This is a genomic window from Salinicoccus carnicancri Crm, from assembly GCF_000330705.1.
Lineage (GTDB): Bacteria > Bacillota > Bacilli > Staphylococcales > Salinicoccaceae > Salinicoccus > Salinicoccus carnicancri.
The window spans coordinates 420,161-439,281 of sequence record NZ_ANAM01000008.1 but is presented as its reverse complement, the minus strand read 5'-3'; the positions used below and the strand labels follow the sequence as shown (position 1 = coordinate 439,281).

21 protein-coding genes are annotated in these 19,121 nt (G+C 46.3%); 17 read left to right on the top strand and 4 right to left on the bottom strand.

Translation table 11 applies throughout. From position 1 onward, the window contains the following. Positions 1-36: 36 nt before the first annotated feature. The 8 genes from acsA to C792_RS0109965 all read left to right on the top strand — a co-directional run bounded on the left by acsA (position 37) and on the right by C792_RS0109965 (position 8,978). Positions 37-1,719 (top strand): acetate--CoA ligase, encoded by a 1,683-nt coding sequence (acsA, locus tag C792_RS0110000; RefSeq protein WP_017549306.1) that lies wholly within the window; start codon positions 37-39, stop codon positions 1,717-1,719. Between the two features lie 238 nt (positions 1,720-1,957). After that, complete coding sequence (locus C792_RS0109995) at positions 1,958-2,380, top strand: Ohr family peroxiredoxin (RefSeq protein WP_017549305.1); 423 nt, start codon at positions 1,958-1,960, stop codon at positions 2,378-2,380. 148 nt (positions 2,381-2,528) lie between these two features. Continuing rightward, complete coding sequence (licT, locus tag C792_RS0109990) at positions 2,529-3,368, top strand: BglG family transcription antiterminator LicT (RefSeq protein WP_017549304.1); 840 nt, start codon at positions 2,529-2,531, stop codon at positions 3,366-3,368. A gap of 268 nt (positions 3,369-3,636) precedes the next feature. Further along, complete coding sequence (locus tag C792_RS0109985; protein ID WP_017549303.1) at positions 3,637-5,589, top strand: beta-glucoside-specific PTS transporter subunit IIABC; 1,953 nt, start codon at positions 3,637-3,639, stop codon at positions 5,587-5,589. Positions 5,590-5,645: 56 nt separating this feature from the next. Continuing rightward, positions 5,646-6,482, top strand: a complete 837-nt coding sequence (locus tag C792_RS0109980) for a Cof-type HAD-IIB family hydrolase (protein WP_017549302.1) — start codon at positions 5,646-5,648, stop codon at positions 6,480-6,482. Positions 6,483-6,530: 48 nt separating this feature from the next. Continuing rightward, positions 6,531-7,991 carry a glycoside hydrolase family 1 protein gene (locus tag C792_RS0109975; protein ID WP_017549301.1) on the top strand — a complete coding sequence of 487 codons (1,461 nt, stop codon included), beginning with the start codon at positions 6,531-6,533 and terminating at the stop codon, positions 7,989-7,991. Positions 7,992-8,090: 99 nt separating this feature from the next. After that, on the top strand, positions 8,091-8,588 hold the full coding sequence (locus C792_RS0109970) for a DUF1648 domain-containing protein (RefSeq protein WP_017549300.1): 498 nt from the start codon (positions 8,091-8,093) through the stop codon (positions 8,586-8,588). Positions 8,589-8,669: 81 nt separating this feature from the next. Then, positions 8,670-8,978, top strand: coding sequence for a hypothetical protein (locus C792_RS0109965; protein ID WP_017549299.1), 309 nt, complete (start codon positions 8,670-8,672; stop codon positions 8,976-8,978). Positions 8,979-9,027: 49 nt separating this feature from the next. On the opposite strand, the gene C792_RS0109960 is transcribed toward C792_RS0109965, so the two are convergent. Beyond that, positions 9,028-10,404, bottom strand: coding sequence for a hypothetical protein (locus C792_RS0109960; protein WP_017549298.1), 1,377 nt, complete (start codon positions 10,402-10,404; stop codon positions 9,028-9,030). A 244-nt stretch (positions 10,405-10,648) separates the two neighbouring features. On the opposite strand from C792_RS0109960, the gene C792_RS0109955 reads away from it, so the two are divergent. Continuing rightward, the gene (locus tag C792_RS0109955; protein ID WP_017549297.1) at positions 10,649-10,855 is read left to right on the top strand and encodes a VOC family protein; all 207 of its coding nucleotides are present in this window, start codon (positions 10,649-10,651) and stop codon (positions 10,853-10,855) included. 10 nt (positions 10,856-10,865) lie between these two features. Beyond that, the gene (locus C792_RS0109950; RefSeq protein ID WP_017549296.1) at positions 10,866-11,093 is read left to right on the top strand and encodes a hypothetical protein; all 228 of its coding nucleotides are present in this window, start codon (positions 10,866-10,868) and stop codon (positions 11,091-11,093) included. Between the two features lie 177 nt (positions 11,094-11,270). Here C792_RS0109950 and C792_RS0109945 read toward each other — a convergent pair whose 3' ends face one another. Then, entirely contained in the window at positions 11,271-12,311 is a 1,041-nt protein-coding gene (locus tag C792_RS0109945; RefSeq protein ID WP_017549295.1) for an NAD(P)/FAD-dependent oxidoreductase, read from the bottom strand. 142 nt (positions 12,312-12,453) lie between these two features. On the opposite strand from C792_RS0109945, the gene C792_RS0109940 reads away from it, so the two are divergent. From C792_RS0109940 to dinB, 6 genes are all read left to right on the top strand, one after another. Next, positions 12,454-12,879 carry a hypothetical protein gene (locus C792_RS0109940; protein ID WP_017549294.1) on the top strand — a complete coding sequence of 142 codons (426 nt, stop codon included), beginning with the start codon at positions 12,454-12,456 and terminating at the stop codon, positions 12,877-12,879. A gap of 22 nt (positions 12,880-12,901) precedes the next feature. Beyond that, positions 12,902-13,993 carry a sensor histidine kinase gene (locus tag C792_RS14455; RefSeq protein ID WP_017549293.1) on the top strand — a complete coding sequence of 364 codons (1,092 nt, stop codon included), beginning with the start codon at positions 12,902-12,904 and terminating at the stop codon, positions 13,991-13,993. Next, a complete protein-coding gene (locus C792_RS0109930; protein ID WP_017549292.1) occupies positions 13,990-14,670 on the top strand; it encodes a response regulator transcription factor in 681 nt (226 codons plus the stop codon). The genes C792_RS14455 and C792_RS0109930 overlap by 4 nt, the downstream gene beginning before the upstream one ends. Positions 14,671-14,700: 30 nt before the next feature. Next, entirely contained in the window at positions 14,701-15,228 is a 528-nt protein-coding gene (locus C792_RS0109925) for a DinB family protein (protein ID WP_017549291.1), read from the top strand. Positions 15,229-15,262: 34 nt separating this feature from the next. Then, the gene (locus C792_RS0109920) at positions 15,263-15,784 is read left to right on the top strand and encodes a DUF3267 domain-containing protein (RefSeq protein ID WP_017549290.1); all 522 of its coding nucleotides are present in this window, start codon (positions 15,263-15,265) and stop codon (positions 15,782-15,784) included. Between the two features lie 67 nt (positions 15,785-15,851). Continuing rightward, entirely contained in the window at positions 15,852-16,919 is a 1,068-nt protein-coding gene (gene dinB / locus C792_RS0109915; protein WP_017549289.1) for a DNA polymerase IV, read from the top strand. A gap of 5 nt (positions 16,920-16,924) precedes the next feature. Here dinB and C792_RS0109910 read toward each other — a convergent pair whose 3' ends face one another. Continuing rightward, entirely contained in the window at positions 16,925-17,941 is a 1,017-nt protein-coding gene (locus C792_RS0109910; RefSeq protein WP_017549288.1) for an FUSC family protein, read from the bottom strand. A 106-nt stretch (positions 17,942-18,047) separates the two neighbouring features. On the opposite strand from C792_RS0109910, the gene map reads away from it, so the two are divergent. Continuing rightward, entirely contained in the window at positions 18,048-18,803 is a 756-nt protein-coding gene (gene map, locus C792_RS0109905; RefSeq protein WP_017549287.1) for a type I methionyl aminopeptidase, read from the top strand. 96 nt (positions 18,804-18,899) lie between these two features. On the opposite strand, the gene C792_RS0109900 is transcribed toward map, so the two are convergent. Further along, a complete protein-coding gene (locus tag C792_RS0109900) occupies positions 18,900-19,094 on the bottom strand; it encodes a hypothetical protein (protein ID WP_017549286.1) in 195 nt (64 codons plus the stop codon). Positions 19,095-19,121: the final 27 nt, after the last annotated feature.

Here is a 19,121-nt window from a genome sequence, read left to right as displayed (position 1 = left end):
CAGGGGCCGGGGACAAGATCAAGGAGGGCTTTTCATATGACTTTGAAACAACTGGAAATCATTGAGCCGGTACCGGGTGAGTATAATCTGCAGAACTACACTACAGTCCGGGAAAACTTCAAATGGGAAGATGCCAAAAACGGTCTGAGTTTCAATGAGACGGGCAGGTTGAACATTGCGTACGAAACGATAGACAGACATGTGGATGACGGACGTGGAGATAAGACTGCACTTCATTATGTAAATGGCGATGAAAGGATAAGCTACACATTCAGGGAAGTCAAAGAGAAGACGGACCATTATGCCCGGATACTGAAGGAAAACGGCGCAGAAAAAGGTGACCGTATATTCGTATTCCTTCCTAAAACTCCGGAGTGCTACATAGCCATCCTCAGTGTCATAAAGATCGGTGCGATTGCGGCTCCATTATTCGAAGCGTTCATGGAAGATGCAATCCGTGACCGCATCAACGACTGCCATGGTTCAATACTGATCACAGATAAAGAGATGGTCAGGCGTGTGCCGGAAGCGGACATTCCGTCGCTCGAAACAATCCTGTTTGCTGAAGATATCGAAGCGGCACCATCCAGAAGTTCCGGAGAGGGTCTTGTGGAATGGATGGAGGAGGATGACGGCATGCTCATCCATTATACAAGCGGCTCGACAGGAAAGCCGAAAGGTGTACTGCATGCACACAGAGTTGTTTCCCATCAGTACCAGTCCGGCAAATGGGTGCTGGATATCAAAGATGATGATGTCTACTGGTGCACATCCCACCCGGGATGGGTGACAGGCAGTGTCTACGGGCTTTTTGCGCCATGGCTGAACCGTGCTACGGTGGTCATACAGGGTGGCCGTTTCAAGGCCGAACACTGGTATAAGCTCATTGCTGAACTGAAAGTGACCATCTGGTATAGCGCGCCGACAGCCTTCAGGATGCTGCTGTCCCAAGGCGATATCCTTGAAGGATATGACCTGTCTTCACTCAGACATATACTGAGTGTCGGTGAGCCGCTCAATCCTGAAGTGATCTACTGGGCATGGGAAGAACTGGGCGTCAGAATCCACGATACATGGTGGATGACGGAGACCGGTGCACACCTTGTCGTCAATCTCCCCGGAGAAAAGATCAAACCGGGTTCGATGGGCAGACCGTTTCCGGGAGTCGAAGTCGGCATACTGGATGAAGCAGGGAATGTTGTTCCAAGAGGTACGACAGGCCAGTTGGCGGTCAGGACACCATGGCCGGGACTGATGAAGGAGATCTGGGGCAATAAGGACAAATTCGATTCTTATTTCAAGTATGAAGGGTGGTATCTGTCAGGCGATCTGGCATATCAGGACGACGAGGACTATGTGTTCTTCCAAAGCCGGGACGATGACATGATCAATTCCTCCGGGGAGAGAATCGGTCCGTTTGAAGTCGAAAGTAAACTGATCGAGCATGAAGCGATACAGGAGGCTGGAGTCATCGGGAAGCCTGACCCAGTCCGTGGGGAAATCGTCAAAGCGTTCATCGTGCTACGCGACGGTTTTGTCCAGTCTCCGGACCTGCTTGAAGAAATAAGGGTGTTTGTCAGGAACAACCTTGCCGCCCACGTCGCACCCAAAGAGATCGAGGTCATGGAAGAATTGCCCAAAACAACCATCAGTGGCAAGATCTTAAGAAGGGAACTGAAAAAACAGGAAATCGAAAACAGCGGGGGAACCGCCGTTTGACGAAGCCGGCAGCTCTGCACACATTGCCCCCGTCTTTGGAACAAAAGAGTTCGTGGATACATTAACGGAAGGGATAAGGGCAGGAGCATTGGCGTAATCGGGAACTGGATCGACCTGCAGCTGCAGCGCTGGAAGATTCAGCAATCATTCTATCCGCAGACTGAAGATCCAACATGTTTAAGGTTGGGATTTTAAAGGAATAGACTGAATGTACAATTAATAAGGAGTTGAATTACAGATGAGTATTTATGAAGCAAAAGTGTTTAACACCGGTGGACGCGGCGGCGAAGTGCACAGTGAAGACAATTCCTTTAAGATGAACGTGAAACAGCCTAGAGAAATGTCCGGAGAGGATACGAATGAATCGAACCCGGAACAACTGTTTGCAGCGGCATACAGTGCCTGCTACAACAGTGCACTTGATGGCGTACTGAAGAAAGCCGGTGCAGATGATGTAAAAAGAACGGTCATTGCCACTGCTAAACTACAGAAGGATGAATCTGACGGCGGATTCAAACTCGCTGCTGAAATCGAAGTTGAGTTTGAGGGTGTGGAGCAATCGGATGCCGATCAGTATGTGCAGGATGCACATAAGGTGTGCCCTTATTCCAAGATGACCCAGAATGGCATCCCTGTGGATGTCAAAGCAACAGTAAAATAACCAGCTCGGAAAGCTGATACGAAAGGGAGGCAGAAAACTGTCTCCCTCTATTTTCGTTATTGAACCTTTATTTTCTGTTAAGATACATATATATTTATAATGAACGGCAAGCTAAAATGTGCAACAAGTGAACGGGGAGTTTGGCGCTATGAAAATTCAAAAAATCTATAATAACAATATAGCCAGCGCTCTGAATGACGCAGGTGAAGAAGTCATCATATCCGGAAGAGGAATCGTTTTTGGTAAAAAGAAAGGCGACTTTGTTGATAACGGGAAAATTGATAAAATCTTTGAAGTGAAATCCGAGAACAGGAATTATGTCGATGAACTGATTTCGGAAATTCCGGATGAAGTGATGACAGTGTGCCAGCATATTCTGGAAAAGGCCGAAGAAAAACTGGACAGGGGGATAAATACCACAGTATTTCTGGCATTGACGGACCACATCAATTATTCGATCGTCAGGGCAAAAGAAGGTATGGAAATTAAAAATCCTCTGCTCTATGAAATCAAGAACCTTTACCGTGCTGAATATCAGCTGGGGCTGGAAAGCATTGAACATATTCATGATGAGCTGGAAGTTGAACTGCCGCTTGACGAGGCGGGGTTCATCGCATTCCATCTGGCAAATGGTGCCATGAATGAGGATGTGGGTAAATTGCGTGATATCACCAAAATTACACAAGATATGCTGAACATCGTCAAATACCATTTTAATTTGAAATTTGATGAAGACTCCATCCAGTATATGAGATTCATCACCCATCTCAAATTCTTCGCACAGCGCGTGACACATAACGAGACCCTGGAAGGCATCACAGACGAGGAAATGTTCAATCTGTTGAAAAAGAAGCACGGGGATACTTTCAAAGTCATTCCCAAAATCGATTCGTATCTGGTAAACAACTACGGATATGCACTGTCAACGGATGAAGAGATGTATCTGGTGCTGCATATTGAACGGCTGAGAAGAAAGATTCAGATGTAAGCGTTGACATTTCCATAGATTAGTATTATATTTGATTCAACAACAAAACGTACGTTGGGATTGTAACTGTTCAATCAGGCAAAACCCGCATTGATTCCATGCTACAGGTGGATTCTATGTGGGTTTTTCTTTTGTTCAAAATTAAATATGAAGGATTGTAACTGTTCAATCAGGCAAAACCTAAACTTTGATGATATACCGGAACTGATCGGCCGGCAAATATCGCGATGTTTAGGTTTTTATTTTTGAGGTCAGAGGGAGGAAAATCATGAAGTACGAAGAATTATCAAAGTTCATCGTCGAAAATGTCGGTGGTAAAGAGAACATCGATTCACTGACACACTGTATCACACGCCTGCGTTTCAAATTGAAAGATGAGGATAAGGCGAATACAGATATGTTGAAGAATAATGATGAAATCGTCACTGTGATGCAGAGCGGCGGACAGTACCAGGTGGTCATCGGCAACCATGTGCCGGACGTCTATAAAGCTGTTACAAATACTGCGAACATCAGCGAAGGTGACAATTCGCAAAATGATGGGAGTGGAGACGGGAAAAAAGGATCTGTATTTAACACCCTCATCGATATCATCTCCGGCATCTTCCAGCCGATACTCGGAGTGCTTGCCGCCACCGGCATGATTAAAGGATTGACTGCCATGATTCTTGCATTTGGCTGGGTGACAGAGGAGGATGGCCTGTATATATTGCTTAATGCAACAGGGGATGCGTTCTTCCACTTCCTGCCGATATTCCTCGGATATGCTGCAGCCAAGAAATTCAATGTGATTCCGTTTGTAGGTATGGGAATCGGTGCTGCACTTACTTATCCGGCCATAGCAGAGGTTATGGAGGGGGAAGCATTATACACAATTTTCGGAGGAACGATATTTGAAACACCGATCTATATTGAATTATTCGGGATACCAATAATACTGATGAGTTATGCTACCTCAGTGGTACCAATCATTCTGGCGGTCTATTTTGCATCATATATTGAAAAATTCGCAAGAAAAGTTATTCCGGATGTTGTGAAATTATTCCTGGTTCCATTTTTTACAATGCTTATAGTAGTACCTCTGACATTCATGGTCATTGGTCCTATATCTACATGGATCAGTCAGATCATCGGTTCAGGAGCATCAGGCATCTATGAAATGTCGCCGATTCTTATGGGAGTGCTTGTAGCCGGGCTTTGGCAGGCGCTTGTTATTTTCGGATTGCACTGGGGGCTTGTACCAATCGGTCTGAACAATATCGCCACAGGTGGTTTTGACCCTATATTGGCCGCAGCAGCCATCCCGTCATTCGGGCAGATCGGTGCAGTTCTTGCGGTCATGCTGAAAACAAGAAACGAGAAACTGAAGACGTTAAGCATACCCGCATTCATATCGGGGGTGTTCGGTGTGACAGAACCGGCGATATACGGTGTGACTCTTCCTAAGAAATGGCCGTTCATATGGGGCTGTGTCGCTTCTGCAGCAGGCGGGGGTATAATCGGTCTGGCCGGAGCAGGTTTTTATATGCTCGGTGGATTGGGGATTTTCAGTTATCCATCCTTTATCGGTCCGGAAGGGATAGGCTTCCCGGTTGTGATGGCAGTGCTTGCCACTATTATAACTTTTGTCCTCGCGTTCGTTATCGTTTACTTCACATACAAAGAAGGTACTGCGGCTGCTCCTCAGACTATCAATCAAGAAAATGTCTCCACTGGGAATGTACAGGCAGCAGAAGTGAGTGCGCCTGCGTTAAATGAAAATGATGTCATGTCCCCAATGGATGGCAGGATGATTCAGCTTAAAGATGTTGAAGATCAGGTGTTTGCTAGTGAAAGCATGGGTAAGGGCATAGCCATAGAGCCGGAACTGGGCGAGGCTGTCGCACCGTTCAACGGGGAAGTCGTCACAGTGTTCCCGACCGGTCATGCAGCTGGGCTGAAGTCTGACAGCGGTATTGAAATACTGATACACATCGGGCTGGATACTGTACAGCTGCAGGGACAGCATTATGAGATTCTGGTCAAAGATGGTCAGCGGGTCAAAATCGGAGATCCTCTTATAAAATTCGACATTGAAAGTATCAAAGAAGCGGGTTACAGCACCGTTACCCCAATCATCGTGACGAATTCTGCTGATTTCCCAGACATCGGTTTTAATGATGCTGACCATATCAAACAGGAAGAACTGATCATGACAGTGGAAAGGGGGGATGATCAGTAAGGACCAGGCATCTGAATTAGTGAAAAGCTTCAACCATACGTGATGGAGGAATGGAATTGAATTCAAAGATCGTATTTCTTGATGTGGACGGCACGCTTGTGTCCTACGAAAATAAATTACCGGAATCGGCCGTGAGTGCCATCCGAAAAGCACGGAAGAACGGCAATAAAATCTATACAGTGACAGGTCGCAGCAAGGCTGAAATGTATGATTATATATTGGATATCGGGTTTGATGGCTATATCGGCGGCAACGGCAGCTATGTGGAGAGCGATGATGAGGTTATTCTGCACAGAACGCTATCCGAAACGGAAACGAGAAGCATCGTGGACTGGCTGGCGGGACGCAATCTTGAATATTATCTTGAGAGCAATGCCGGGCTGTTCGGAAGCGGGAGATTTGAAGACCGCGGTGAAAGCACCATCCAGCAGTATGTGGATTACAAGGGCAAGCCTGATGCAGATAAAATGACTGTACGTAAAGTATTTCCGGACATGATATTCGGTGAAGACCCTTACCGCGGTGATATAAACAAGATCAGTTTCATACTGGACAGCTACGATGACTATCTTGTGGCAAAAGCCAGATTTCCTGAACTGAAAGTCGGCACCTGGGGTGGTGCCAAAGAAAAAGCCCTGTTCGGAGATGTTACGCTGAAAGATATTACAAAGGCAACAGCCGTCGATATCCTGATCGAACATCTTGAGAAAGATATCGGTGATACTCTTGCCTTCGGTGACGCCAAGGTGGACATACCGATGATCGGCCATTGCAGTGTCGGAGTCGCGATGGGAAATGGCGGGCCGGAAATCAAAGAGGCGGCTGATTATATCACCGGTGACGTGAAAGATGACGGCCTTTATAATGCATTCCGCCACTTTGGACTGATTTGAGGAATAAGTTAGAGAACATATAAATTTAGAAGGAAAGGTTGATTAATAATGGCATTTACAAAAGACTTCCTGTGGGGCGGTGCTACAGCAGCGAACCAGATTGAAGGTGCTTATGATGAAGCGGGCAAAGGACTCAGTGCTGCTGATTTCGTGGAGTATATCCCGAAAGAAAAGAGGGAAAAGGATAACTCGATGGAAGTGGATTCTGAAGTCATCAAAAGGATTTTGGCAGGCGGTCATGACGGCCGTTTCCCGAAACGTGAGGGCATTGACTTCTACCACAGGTACAAAGAGGATATCAGAATGTTTGCTGAAATGGGCTTCAAGTCATTCAGACTGTCCATCCATTGGTCACGCATTTTCCCTAAAGGTTATGATGGGGAACCGAATGAGGCCGGACTGCAGTACTATGAAGACATGTTCAAAGAGTTGAAGAAATATGACATCGAGCCTGTTGTCACCCTGTCACATTACGAGACACCGTACGGTCTGATTGAAAAGTACAACGGCTGGAAATCCAGGGAAGTCATCGACCATTTTGTAAGGTATGCAGAGACTGTTTTCAACAGGTATAAGGACTACGTCAAGTATTGGATGACCTTCAACGAAATCAATATCATGAACATCAGCCCTTACACGGGCGGGGGTGTACTGAGCGATTTGGAGGAAAAACCGAAGCAGACATCTTATCAGGCACTTCACCATCAGTTTGTTGCAAGCAGCATCGCAACAAAAAAGCTGCGTGAGATAGCCCCGGATGCCCTTATGGGATGCATGCTTGCGAGGATGTCATTCTATCCTTATACGAGTAATCCGGCGGATGTCCTCCTTGCCCAGCAGGAAAATCAGAAAAACCTGATGTACACGGACGTTCATGCAAGAGGTGAATATCCTAATTTCATCAAACGTTTCTTCAAAGAGAATAACATAGAGCTTGATATCAAAGACGGGGACCTTGAACTTCTCAGGGAATATCCGGTCGACTACATTTCCTTCAGTTACTATATGTCGATGACAGTTTCAGCCAGCGAAGGCGGAGAGGAAACTTCAGGCAACCTTGTCAGAGGTGTCAAAAACCCATATCTTGAAGCATCGGACTGGGGCTGGCAGATTGACCCGATCGGTCTCAGAGTCGTATTGAACGACATGTGGGACAGGTATCAGAAACCATTGTTCATCGTCGAAAATGGTCTCGGTGCGTATGACGAGTTGACTGAGGACAAGAAGGTTTACGATGACTACCGTATCGATTACCTCAAAAAGCATATCGAGCAGATGAGTGAGGCAATCGAAGATGGTGTGAATCTGATGGGCTATCTGTCCTGGGGTCCAATCGACCTCGTATCCATGTCTACAAGTGAGATGTCAAAACGGTATGGATATATATACGTGGACAAGGATGATGACGGCAACGGTACGCTCGACAGGTACAGAAAAAAATCCTTCAATTGGTACAAGCAGGTGATTGAAACCAATGGTGAGAATCTGGATACGGATGTTGACTATTAAATAGTGTGTGCTGCAGGCCGCCAAGCGGCCTGCAGTTTTTATTTATGAGGCATGATATAGTATACTGAGAATGGCCGAATCATTGGGAGGGTGGTTGCTGTGTCCAAAAAAGAACGCATTGAGCTACCGAAGACAACTTTGGAGAAAATGGCCAATATAGCCGGCTACAGTCTATTTGCACTCACACTTGTCCTGATGATCTTTGCCTGGGACAGTCTCCCGGAAAAGGTCCCGGTCCATTTCAATGCGTCGGGCGGGGCGGACCGTTATGACACAGATTTTGAGTTATTGATGCTGCCGGTAATTGGAATTATTTTGGGAATGGTAATGGAAATACTTGAAAAACATCCTGAGGTCCATAACTATCCGCTCAGGCTGAATGCCTCCAATCGAAGGGAGTTTTATCTTAACAGCAGAAAGATTCTGAACCTGACGAAAAACATGGTTTTCATCATTTTTTCAATAGTCATTTTGGAAATGCTGAGTGTTGCCATCAATGAAACCTCCCTGTTAGGGGGATGGATGCTGCCGGTCATACTGGTCCTTGTGTTCTGGCCGATGGTTTACGGTCTGTTTGAACGCCGGAAAATCATATAATTTTTACGAAAGTGAGATTCATACATGGTTTATTTTATCGCTTTATTCTACATAGCAGCTATTCTCGGGGTGGTGTATTTCTTGGGAAGGAATGAGCACCGGGTGATCCGGGTCATTTCATTGCTGTATTTCATCGTCCTGACACTGGCATTCCTTCTATCGGTATTCGTCCTGCAACTGGGACCAAGGACGAATTCACCGCTGATCTTCTCTTATCTGTTCGTTGCGCCATTCATCTTTTTCATCGGCTACAAACTGGTAACGTATATCCGCAATTATGAAGGATGGCAGATGGTGGTGCTGATGCTCGCCGGAATATTGAACCTGGTCATCATCGGCCTGCTGCTCCTGTTCATCTTCATATACATGTACCAGGGGCTGATGGCGTAATTGGATCTGGACACAAGAAAAAGCCGGGGATCCCGGCTTTTTGCGTGGCTCAGAACAGCATTGGGATCATTGCGATGGCGATTGTGATGAAGCCCATCCTGAATGCGAATCCGATGTTTGTTTTAGTGATTCTGTAAGGATTTATGCCAAGGTACTGTGAAGTCATTGTTGCGTTAAGGCCGTATGGTGCTGCCGGTGCAATGGACAGGCCGCATACTATCATGACGATGGCGATACTCAGCACATTATCCGCATTGATGATTGGGTTTAGGACTTCGAAAAGAATGGCGAGTGTGGCAATCGGGTGGACACCGAACATGGCCAGGGCGTAAATGACGAGCATGATCAGAATGAGTATCAGTACTACAAATGAGTCGATGTAGCCGAACACCTGCTGCATCAGCCCGGGAAGTGGACTTACATTGAATCCTTCGGAAAAAATTCCGAGGGAAAGGAACAGCACGGCAAAGTTCTGCAACGTGTTGTTATGGTTGCGCCACGCTGTCCAGCCGCCTTTTAGGAACAGTTCGAATTTCTGCATTATGAGGGCGGTGATGAACGAGAATGGAATGATGATCAGTGCGACCGTCATTACGAATCCCAGGCTGGAGAAGATGTTGAGTGTCATTACGAGTGACATGAAGCTGGCAAGAAGGACGATCATTTTCAGGATCGAATGTCTTAGCTCTTTTTTGTTTACATTTTTGAATGGCGCATCGAGCGTTACGTTCCTGAACTCTTTGCGCGAAATATAGATTTCGGACAGGCAGGTCACGAGGGAACACAGTATAAGCCACGGCAGCAGTGTGAAATAGGACAATCCTGTGGAATCGACGGTCAATCCGACAACGACTTCGAGCGGACTCCAGATCACTGCCAGTGAGAATGCCCGGAGTGTGGACTTTATGATGAACTCGTGCCTGAGGCTCACACTTGCCTTTTTAAAAAGGTCACTTATTACCTGCTGGATTATGTATATTGCGGAAAGATTCAGGAACACACCGAGAAAGTAGGTGGTGAACAGACTTCTGCCGTAAATCTTCTCGACCCTGTTCTGTTCATCCTGGACCATATCGGTGATGCTCTCATCAAGACCGCCGACTTTGACAACAGTACCAATCCATGGAAGTATGCTGAAGAAGAATAAAAGTGGCAGATTGCTCGTTGTATTGGTAACGACCGTCATCAGTGACTCCCCGGCAGTCAGGCTCAAAATGACACCCACTGACACGAATGCAGCACCGATCATCCTGAACAGGCGGGATGCAAAAAGCCACGAGATGAAAAGTACGGCGAATGCCGTGAAGCTGACAATGGTTCCTAAAGCTGCAATATCTGTAAAGAAATTAAATAAGAACAGTATGAAAAGTGCTGCGTAAAGATAAAAGAAGTTTTTCAGAATGCTCTGGTTGTATAAAATACTCATATATCCTACCTTCTTTCCAAGGACCAGATACGTTCAAAATTAAACTATTTCCATCCATTATAGTCCAAAGGGAGCATGGATTTCAAAGTTAATTTTCTGAAGTAGCCGGGGCAGGCGATATTTAAAGCATGGAGAAGACGGGATATTGATTTTATTTTGAAAATACTGTAATATTCTGAATGATGAAAAATGTTTAAAGGGGTTCTTCAGGAATATTGTTTTACTTTTGAAGGGGGAAGGTTAAATGGCCGTCAATCCATATTTAATATTCAAACAGGTTGCTGAAATGCCGGCAAAGCTGTATGAGGGGGCTTTTCGTACTGGACCGGCACGACTGATGAATTACGGTGAGATCAAAATGGGACTGCAGGGGGCATTTTTCGCTAAGAGGCATGCGATGCCTACTGATGAATTCAGGATCAAATGGCAACCCGGCTGTTCGAACGCATAGGGGGGATCTTATGCTGATAGTATTCTGTGCAGTGATTCCATTACTGGTTGTCATCCTTGCGGTTTTATTCGAACCTTCGTATATCTGGGTCCTGAATTCCCTGCTCTCGATTCTGGGGACTTTATTCAGCACGGTGAATTTCAGGTTCAGAAAAAATACATTGTCGACAGTACTGCTCGTCATAAATGCAGTATTGCTCATATATTACGTTCTTACCGTGACCATCGCTTTGATATGAAAACAAGGCTGGGACAAAACTATTCCCGTCATAAATAAGACGGACGTTAGCTTTTCCGGGGCATCGCGTGAGCCTGTAGTCTCACGCAGATGCTATTCCCCCAGAAGTCTAACGTCCGTCTTTTAAAGTATAATCGATTAGTTATATATATCTTCAGGACTTATGCCCCAGCTTCATTTAGATATATGAATAGTCACCGAAGTCAAGTTCTGTCTCTTCACCATTCAGGAACTTTACGATTTCCCTTCCGAGCACCGGGCTTGCTGTGAGTCCGGTAGAGCCGAGACCGTTTACTATGAACACGTTCTCTTCGGCATACCCTATATATGGCATATAATCGCGTGCGAATGGTTTGAGACCGACCATCATGCTGATATCTCTGATGTTTGAATCGGGAAAATACCGTTGTGCGAGCCCTCTCAAATAGTCATAGTTTTCCCTGGAGGGTTCAGTGGAGAAACTTTCAGTTTCTGTGTGCGTCGTACCGATTGCATATTTGTTTGCCCCGAGTTCGACCAGATAGATCGGTCCGAGGGCCATAACGACCGGTGTATCCTTCACTCTCTCCGCCTCATCGACTTCGAAATGGAACACTTCGGAACGCTGGTGACGGATTTTTGGGGCGTAGCCCTGTTCAATGGCCCAGGCGCCTGATGCGTAGATCAGGAGTCCCTCAGCCTTGCCTGGGTTAAAATCTTCATTGATCCATAGGCCGCCATGATGGAGGAATCCCGCTTTGAGAGCCTTCAGCAGGCTGGCCCCCTCTATCTGGCCGCCGCCTTCCACATAGACGCCAGGATAGAGGTCGGTAAGATGGGGATGCATCTTTTTAACATCTTCCCGTGACACTTTATAGACCTCCCCCATCTCAGGGGCATTTTCCTTCTTCGAATGGATCCGTTTGAATCCTTTTTCGAGTACCGTATCATCTTTGAACAAAGAGAGTACACCTTCCTGCTTGTACCCGGTCGAGACGCCGGTCTCAGTTTCAATCTTTTTGACAAATTCCGGATAGTATTTCGCTCCGGCGGTCACCAGCCGGTACCAGTCCTTATTGCGCTTCTGACTGATCCATGGGGCGATGATGCCTGCTGAAGCAGCAGTGGCCTGCCCGGAATCCGCACGGTCATACAATGTAACCGTATGTCCTGCCTTCACAAGATGATAGCCGATGGAGGCACCCGCAATACCGCCTCCAACAATTGTGTATGTTGACATGTAAATCACTCCCGTGGAACATTATAACGCAAACTGAAATGATGGTATGTGGAAAACTTAAGAAATATTTAATACATACTTCAGAATTTGATCATTTTCATCGATTATCCTTTGTTTAAAGCATAATAAAAGGAGAATGATCATGAGAAAATTTACGGGTATATCATTTTGGGGAATTATATTTTTGGCACTGCTCGCTGTGCCGCGCGTTGTCCTGCATGATTTGGGATGGTTGACGGAAGGTACATTTATCAATTCATTGTTTGTTTTTGTTCCGGTTCTCATCTGGGTTGCGGCGGCGGTCTGGTGTGAAGATGCACATCCATTCAGGATGCTGCTCGCTGCAGGCATCGTCTTTGGCATTATGCTGGCACTGGTTCATCAGATATTCTGGACTGTTTCTTTCCCTGACGTGCTGAAACTCGGGGGAAATCTCGCAGGCGCTCCGGATTACATCAGCATAATCGTTACCCGGATGGCGGCTGTGGTAAGCAGCCTCGTGACAGGTACAATGATGGGAGTTCTGCTCGGCGGGGTGGCATTCATCATACGCAAGTTGATAAGATAGTAAAAAAAGGGAGAGATTCACAATGACGATAAAACAAAGGCTGGCGCTTTCCAGTGTACTGCTGATCATACTGCCTGTGTCAGCCTTCTTTGTCATTGAAATAAGTCTGGGCTATCTATTTTTCATCGCTCCGGGGATGGATATAAATGAAGAAAACATGGGTCAATTCATAACGGTGAGATTTGTACTCTTCGTACTTTCAGTCATCCTCATCAATACTCTGCTCATCCTCATGCTTGCAAGAAGCATCATCAGTCCCCTTGACAGGCTGAGTGCTGCAACAAAGGAAATGGGGGAGGGGAACCTTGATGTTAAAGTGGAGACCGGAGGAAGGGATGAAATCTCCGCACTCGCCCGCGAGTTTGATGAGATGCGCCGTAGATTGAAGATGGAGAATGAACTGAACGAAAGGAATGAAGAAGAAAAAAGGCACATGATTGCGGGTATCGGCCACGATCTCAGAACGCCCGTAACCTCCATAAAGGGCTATGTGGACGGGCTCATAGACGGCGTGGCCAAAACTCCTGAGAAGAGGGAGAAATATTTGAAGACGATTGCTGCCAAAGCGGATGAACTCGATACTCTGATTGACGAGTTATCCTTATTTTCCAGGTTGGATGAGGGGCGTGCTGGACTTCTTACCGAAAATATCGGACTGGACCAGCTTTTAAGCCACATCATTGATGAGATGAAACTTGAATTGGAGGAGTCAGGCATTGAACTGTCGTTTGAAAATATTGCAGGTGAAACCATCATTCCGGCAGACAGGTCGAAGATTTTCCGGGTATTTGTGAACATACTGAATAACAGTATCAAATACAGGATGCATGAAAAACACAGGATCTGGGTCCAGCTCAGTACTGCAGACGATCATGCCCGGGTCATAGTCAGCGACAACGGAAAAGGAATCGGCAGGGAGGCATTGTCCAAAGTATTCCAGCCATTCTACAGGGAAGATTCCTCCCGCAATAAGAATACAGGGGGCAGCGGTCTTGGTCTTTCAATTGTAAAAAGCATCATCGAGAACCATGACGGGTATATAGATATTGAAAGCGAGCCGGAAAGAGGTACAAAGGTTACAGTCGGACTTCCTTTGAGCGGGGGTATAAAATGACAAGGGTATTAATTGTTGAAGATGATGAGAGCATAGCCGAAATTGAACGGGATTATCTGGAAGTGGGCGGTATCCATGCAGATATCGCACTGAGTGGGAACGCAGGCGTCCGTATGATCTATACCGGAAGTTATGACCTGATTGTGCTGGATATAATGCTGCCGGATATGGATGGCTTTCAAATACTCAAAAAGATACGCGATGAAGTGGATGTGCCGATTCTGATGGTGACAGCCAAACAATCGGATATCGATATTGTAAGGGGGCTAAATCTCGGGGCGGATGATTATATTGTCAAGCCGTTCAGTCCTGCCGAACTCGTCGCCAGGGTCAAATCCCATCTGGCGAGGTTTAGACGGATAAAAGATAAATATTCGCCAGATGGAAGTACGGAAACAAACGGTCTGGCCATAGACCCGGAATCAAGGGTGGTCACGCTTTATGGTGAAACAGTCAGTCTCACTGCAAAGGAATTCGATGTGCTGCATTTTCTGGCCACACACCCCAATCAGGTCTTTTCAAGGGAGCATCTTTTCGACCGGCTATGGGGTGTTGAGGCTGTCGGGGATATCAGCACTGTGACGGTCCATATCAGGAAGATCCGGGAAAAGATCGAGAGCCCGGAGGCAAAATTCATAGAGACGGTGTGGGGCGTCGGTTATAAGTTTCTGGACTGAGCCTCTATAGATTACAGGGAGTGGTTATAGATGAACAGGGAACTTGAAGAGATTTTTGAGGAACTGGAGGTATTGCGCAACGATTATTTCAGCACTGTCGAGTTCAATGATGAACTGTACAGAAGAGACGTGCCGGATAAGTGGAGTGTAGGAGAGGTGATCTACCATTGCTGGCTGCTTTTAAAGTATTTTCGTATGTTTTCGTGTATGTACAATACGCCGGCGCGTGCATTTTTAATGCTGTCCCGGCAATCGCCGGCTGAGTATGACGCGCATATGGAAAATATATACGCTGGAGAAACTATGAAGGCACCGTTCATCCTGGTACCGGATATGAAGAGGGAATACTCCAAAGGTGAGCTCCGCATGATGCTTGAAGATGAGACAGAGAAGCTTAAAAAGATATTGGACGGTCTGGACAGCAATGCGCTTTACCGGATCAGATATCCTGATCCGGTAGCCGGCTGCCCGAATATCATTCAGGCAGTGAAATTAGCGAAGATACACGAAGCGCATCACTATGGTATCGTGCTGAAAAGGGTGAGAGGAAATCGATAAGTATGTACTGGACATCTTTGAAGACAGGAAGACAATGAACAAAATAGCGGTGATTTCGCTTGTCATCACCATCGTCATGCTGATACCGCCGCTGTTTGTAGATGGCAGGGTTTTCCTGTCTCAAATGACGGATGGCGGTGTGGAGTTCCGGATCGCTTTTGGTGATATATTGCTTGCACTGGCACTCTTGTTTGCGGTGTTTACCGTACACGAAGGCATACACGGGCTGTTCTTCAAATTGTTTTCTTCTTCCTCCCGGATAAAATTCGGCTACACATCAGGAATGCTTTATGCCACAGCACCGGGTTCGGTGTATACAAGGAAACAGTATATGGTCATCATTTTAATGCCGTTCATTGTAATCTCAGTGCTGCTGCTTATTCTGATGTTTGCATTTTTGCATCCTTCCATTAAATATATACTGGCCATACACACAGGCGGCTGCGCGGGTGACTTCTATTATGTGTACCTGATGATGAAATACAGTAATTTGGAATATGCCGAAGATACGGATGTAGGCATGACGTTGTATGAAGCACGGCCTGATGACGGATGAAAAAGCGAACGTGAGTTCGCTTTTGTGTTATAATGGACTGATTAAGAATTAATGTCAGGTGAGAAAAATGGAGAGAAGAATAATTCATATTGATATGGACGCATTTTTCGCCCAGGTGGAGCAGCGGGATTACCCGGAGTATCGTGGCAAACCGGTCATCGTCGGCGGGAAATCATGGAGCAGGGGGGTGGTCTCCACTGCAAGTTACGAAGCGCGTAAATACGGCGTGCACTCTGCCATGCCGACGAAACAGGCGCATAAACTGTGTCCGGACGGTATATATCTGCCTCCCCGGTTCGAGACATATAAGGAAATATCAAAAACGGTGATGGAAATTTTCCTGAAATATACCGAGGTGGTTGAACCGCTCTCACTTGATGAAGCCTACCTTGATGTCACTCATCTTGTCTCAAGGGAACGGACGGCACGTTCGATTGCCCTCAGCATACAAAAGAAGATCTATGATGCCACAAAGCTGACCTCCTCAAGCGGTGTTTCCTATAACAAATATCTGGCCAAAATTGCTTCAGGGATGAATAAACCTGCAGGTACTACAGTGCTGCACTATGGAAATGTGCAGGACGTGCTGAACGGGATGCCCATCGGAAAGTTCCCGGGGGTGGGCGCAGTAACGGAACAAAAGATGAAAGACCTGGGGATACACACCGGACAGGATCTTTACAACTGGCCTGAAGATGAGCTGGTCCGGCAGTTCGGAAAGCGGGGTTCCGGCCTCTACCAGAAGGCCAGAGGCATCGGTACAGCAGAGCTCAGCGTCGAAAGGGTCAGGAAATCAGTTGGCAAAGAAACAACCTTCAATTATGATATCAATGATGATGCTGAAATTCTGAGGGTGCTTGAGACTTTGAGCGGGAAAGTGAGCAGCAACCTCGACAGGCATCAGTTCGCGGGAAGGGTAGTCACAGTGAAAACCAAGACGGCGGACTATGCCACGCATACAAAACAGATGATGACGGACAATCCAATCTACCGTGGTGAAGAAATATTCCATTACGCATATTCGCTCTATCATGATGTAAAAAGCCCCGAAGAACCCATAAGGCTCATCGGGGTGACGGTATCACACCTGTCAGAGCGGACATACCGCAACCTGACAATATATGACTTCCTATAGTGCATTTAATCTGCGTTTATTTGAGTATTCACCTTTCTACTTTCCCCGGGGACCCTTTCATGCTTGACGATCATCTGATAGATGATGATGATTTCATAGAGGACATGAATTTTAAAAGCGTCATTTTCTCCGTCCATCCTTCTGATACAGCGTCTTAACGACCGAATGGATGGATTCGTCATTTTCAGTGTGGAGAGATCGCCCGCGAGGCATCGTGCAATGTTTCCCATCGCCTCTTTCTCCTCCAAAGAGAAGTCCATGGTTATATTTTCCGGCAGGTAGATCAGATTGCCGACATGGATGAAATAGAGCTTTTTGAACTGGCTCTCACGTTCAAGACGGTTCATGAGACGCATCTCACTGCGGTTGGATCTGTGATACTTGAATTCATCCTGCTGATATTTCAGCAGTTTTTCAGATTCGGTAATCTGATTTTGGATGGTGATGTATTCTCTTTCGGATTTTTTTGAGACGAATCTGCCTTCTGTAAGTTCATGGATTCTTTTGACGAGCAGCTGATGTGTCTTTTTGGTGGTTGCCTCAGTCATTTTTTCTACCTGATCGGTGTATTTTGGAGGCAGTATAAAAAAATTGACGAGTGTACTGGTAGCCAGACCGATTGTAGTTGTTGCCAGACGTGAAAAGAAATTGTAGAAATACGCATCACCGACAGAAGGAATCATGGCCACGGCTGTGAGAGCAGCGACGAGGACGCCGGCATGGAGTTTCAATCTGTAGGTAACAAAAATGGTGAGCGTTGCAGCCAGTGAATATGTCAATGCGCTCTCCCCGAAAAGGTAGAGGGAGGCGACTGCGATAAACGCACCGATGATTGAGGCGGGAAACCTTACATATGCTTTTTTCAAAGAAGCGTAGGCGGTCGGTTCTATGGTAACGATTGCCGTGATTACCGCGAATATTGGTGGCAGGTTCAGTACAATGCATATCACTGCTGTGAGGAAAGTGGAAATCCCTGTCTTTATGATTCGCGGTCCAATGATCTTACGGATATCTAAACTCATATCATAACTTCTTTCTCTTAAATTTAAGCGGTATAGTCAGTATAGCATGAAGAATTTGTTATAATAAAAGCTGAAAACATATTTTTAAAAGTAAGTAGGGAATATAATGATTATCAAAACAGATGAAGAACTGAAACATCTTGAAGAGATTGGCCAGATTTGCGGCAGGGTGCTGAAATCACTTGTGGAATCAACAAAGGCGGGGATGACTACCAAAGAGATAGATGAGCTTGGCGGAAAGCTGTTGGAAGAGATGGGGGCGGAGAGCGCGCCGGTCTCCGAATATGATTTTCCCGGATTCACATGCATAAGCGTCAACGAGGAAGTGGCGCATGGTATCCCTGGAAAAAGGGAATTGAAAGAGGGGGATCTCGTCAATATCGATGTGTCCGCCAAAAAGAATGGCTACTTTGCCGACACAGGCATTTCATTCATCGTGGGTGAAACTGGAGATCCGATGAAACAGAAAGTAGTAGACGTGTGTGAAGAGGCCCTGGATGAGGCGATCAAAAAGATTAAACCGGGAACCAAAGTGAGTCAGATTGGACGTGCAGTACACAAAGTCGCCCGCAAAAACGGCCTGAGCGTCATAAAGAATCTGACTGGCCACGGTGTCGGGAAAAGTCTGCATGATGCCCCGCAGCATATCATGAATTATTTTGACCCGACAAATCATGAACTGCTGAAGGAGGGGATGGTCATAGCAGTGGAGCCGTTCATCTCCTCCAATGCGTCATTCGTCACCGATGGCAAGAATGATTGGGCGTTTGAGACTAAAGATGGCAGTTTCGTCGCCCAGAAAGAACACACCATCCTGGTGACAGCTGCGGGACCGAAACTCCTCACATTGATTGAAGACTGATAGCATACCAAAAACATACACAAAAAGGACCGGAGACTCTGGTATCGACCAGGTCTCCGGTCCTTTTTGCCGTCCCTCAGCCAAAGATCAGCCTGTTCAGGCGGGATTTTTCATGTCATCCTGCCTGCCGGTTTTCCCATGCTTCTGATCTTCTGGAGGGCTATCGGTATTTTGGGGAGTCTCTTCGTCAGGATGTCTTTCAAGCAAGTCTTTGAGAGCAGAGCCTCCGCCGCCTTCGTTTTGCATGCGGTCAATTCCACGTTCAGGAGTGCCTCTTTCCTTGAAGTTCATCTTCATCCCCTCCTTATCTGTATTATA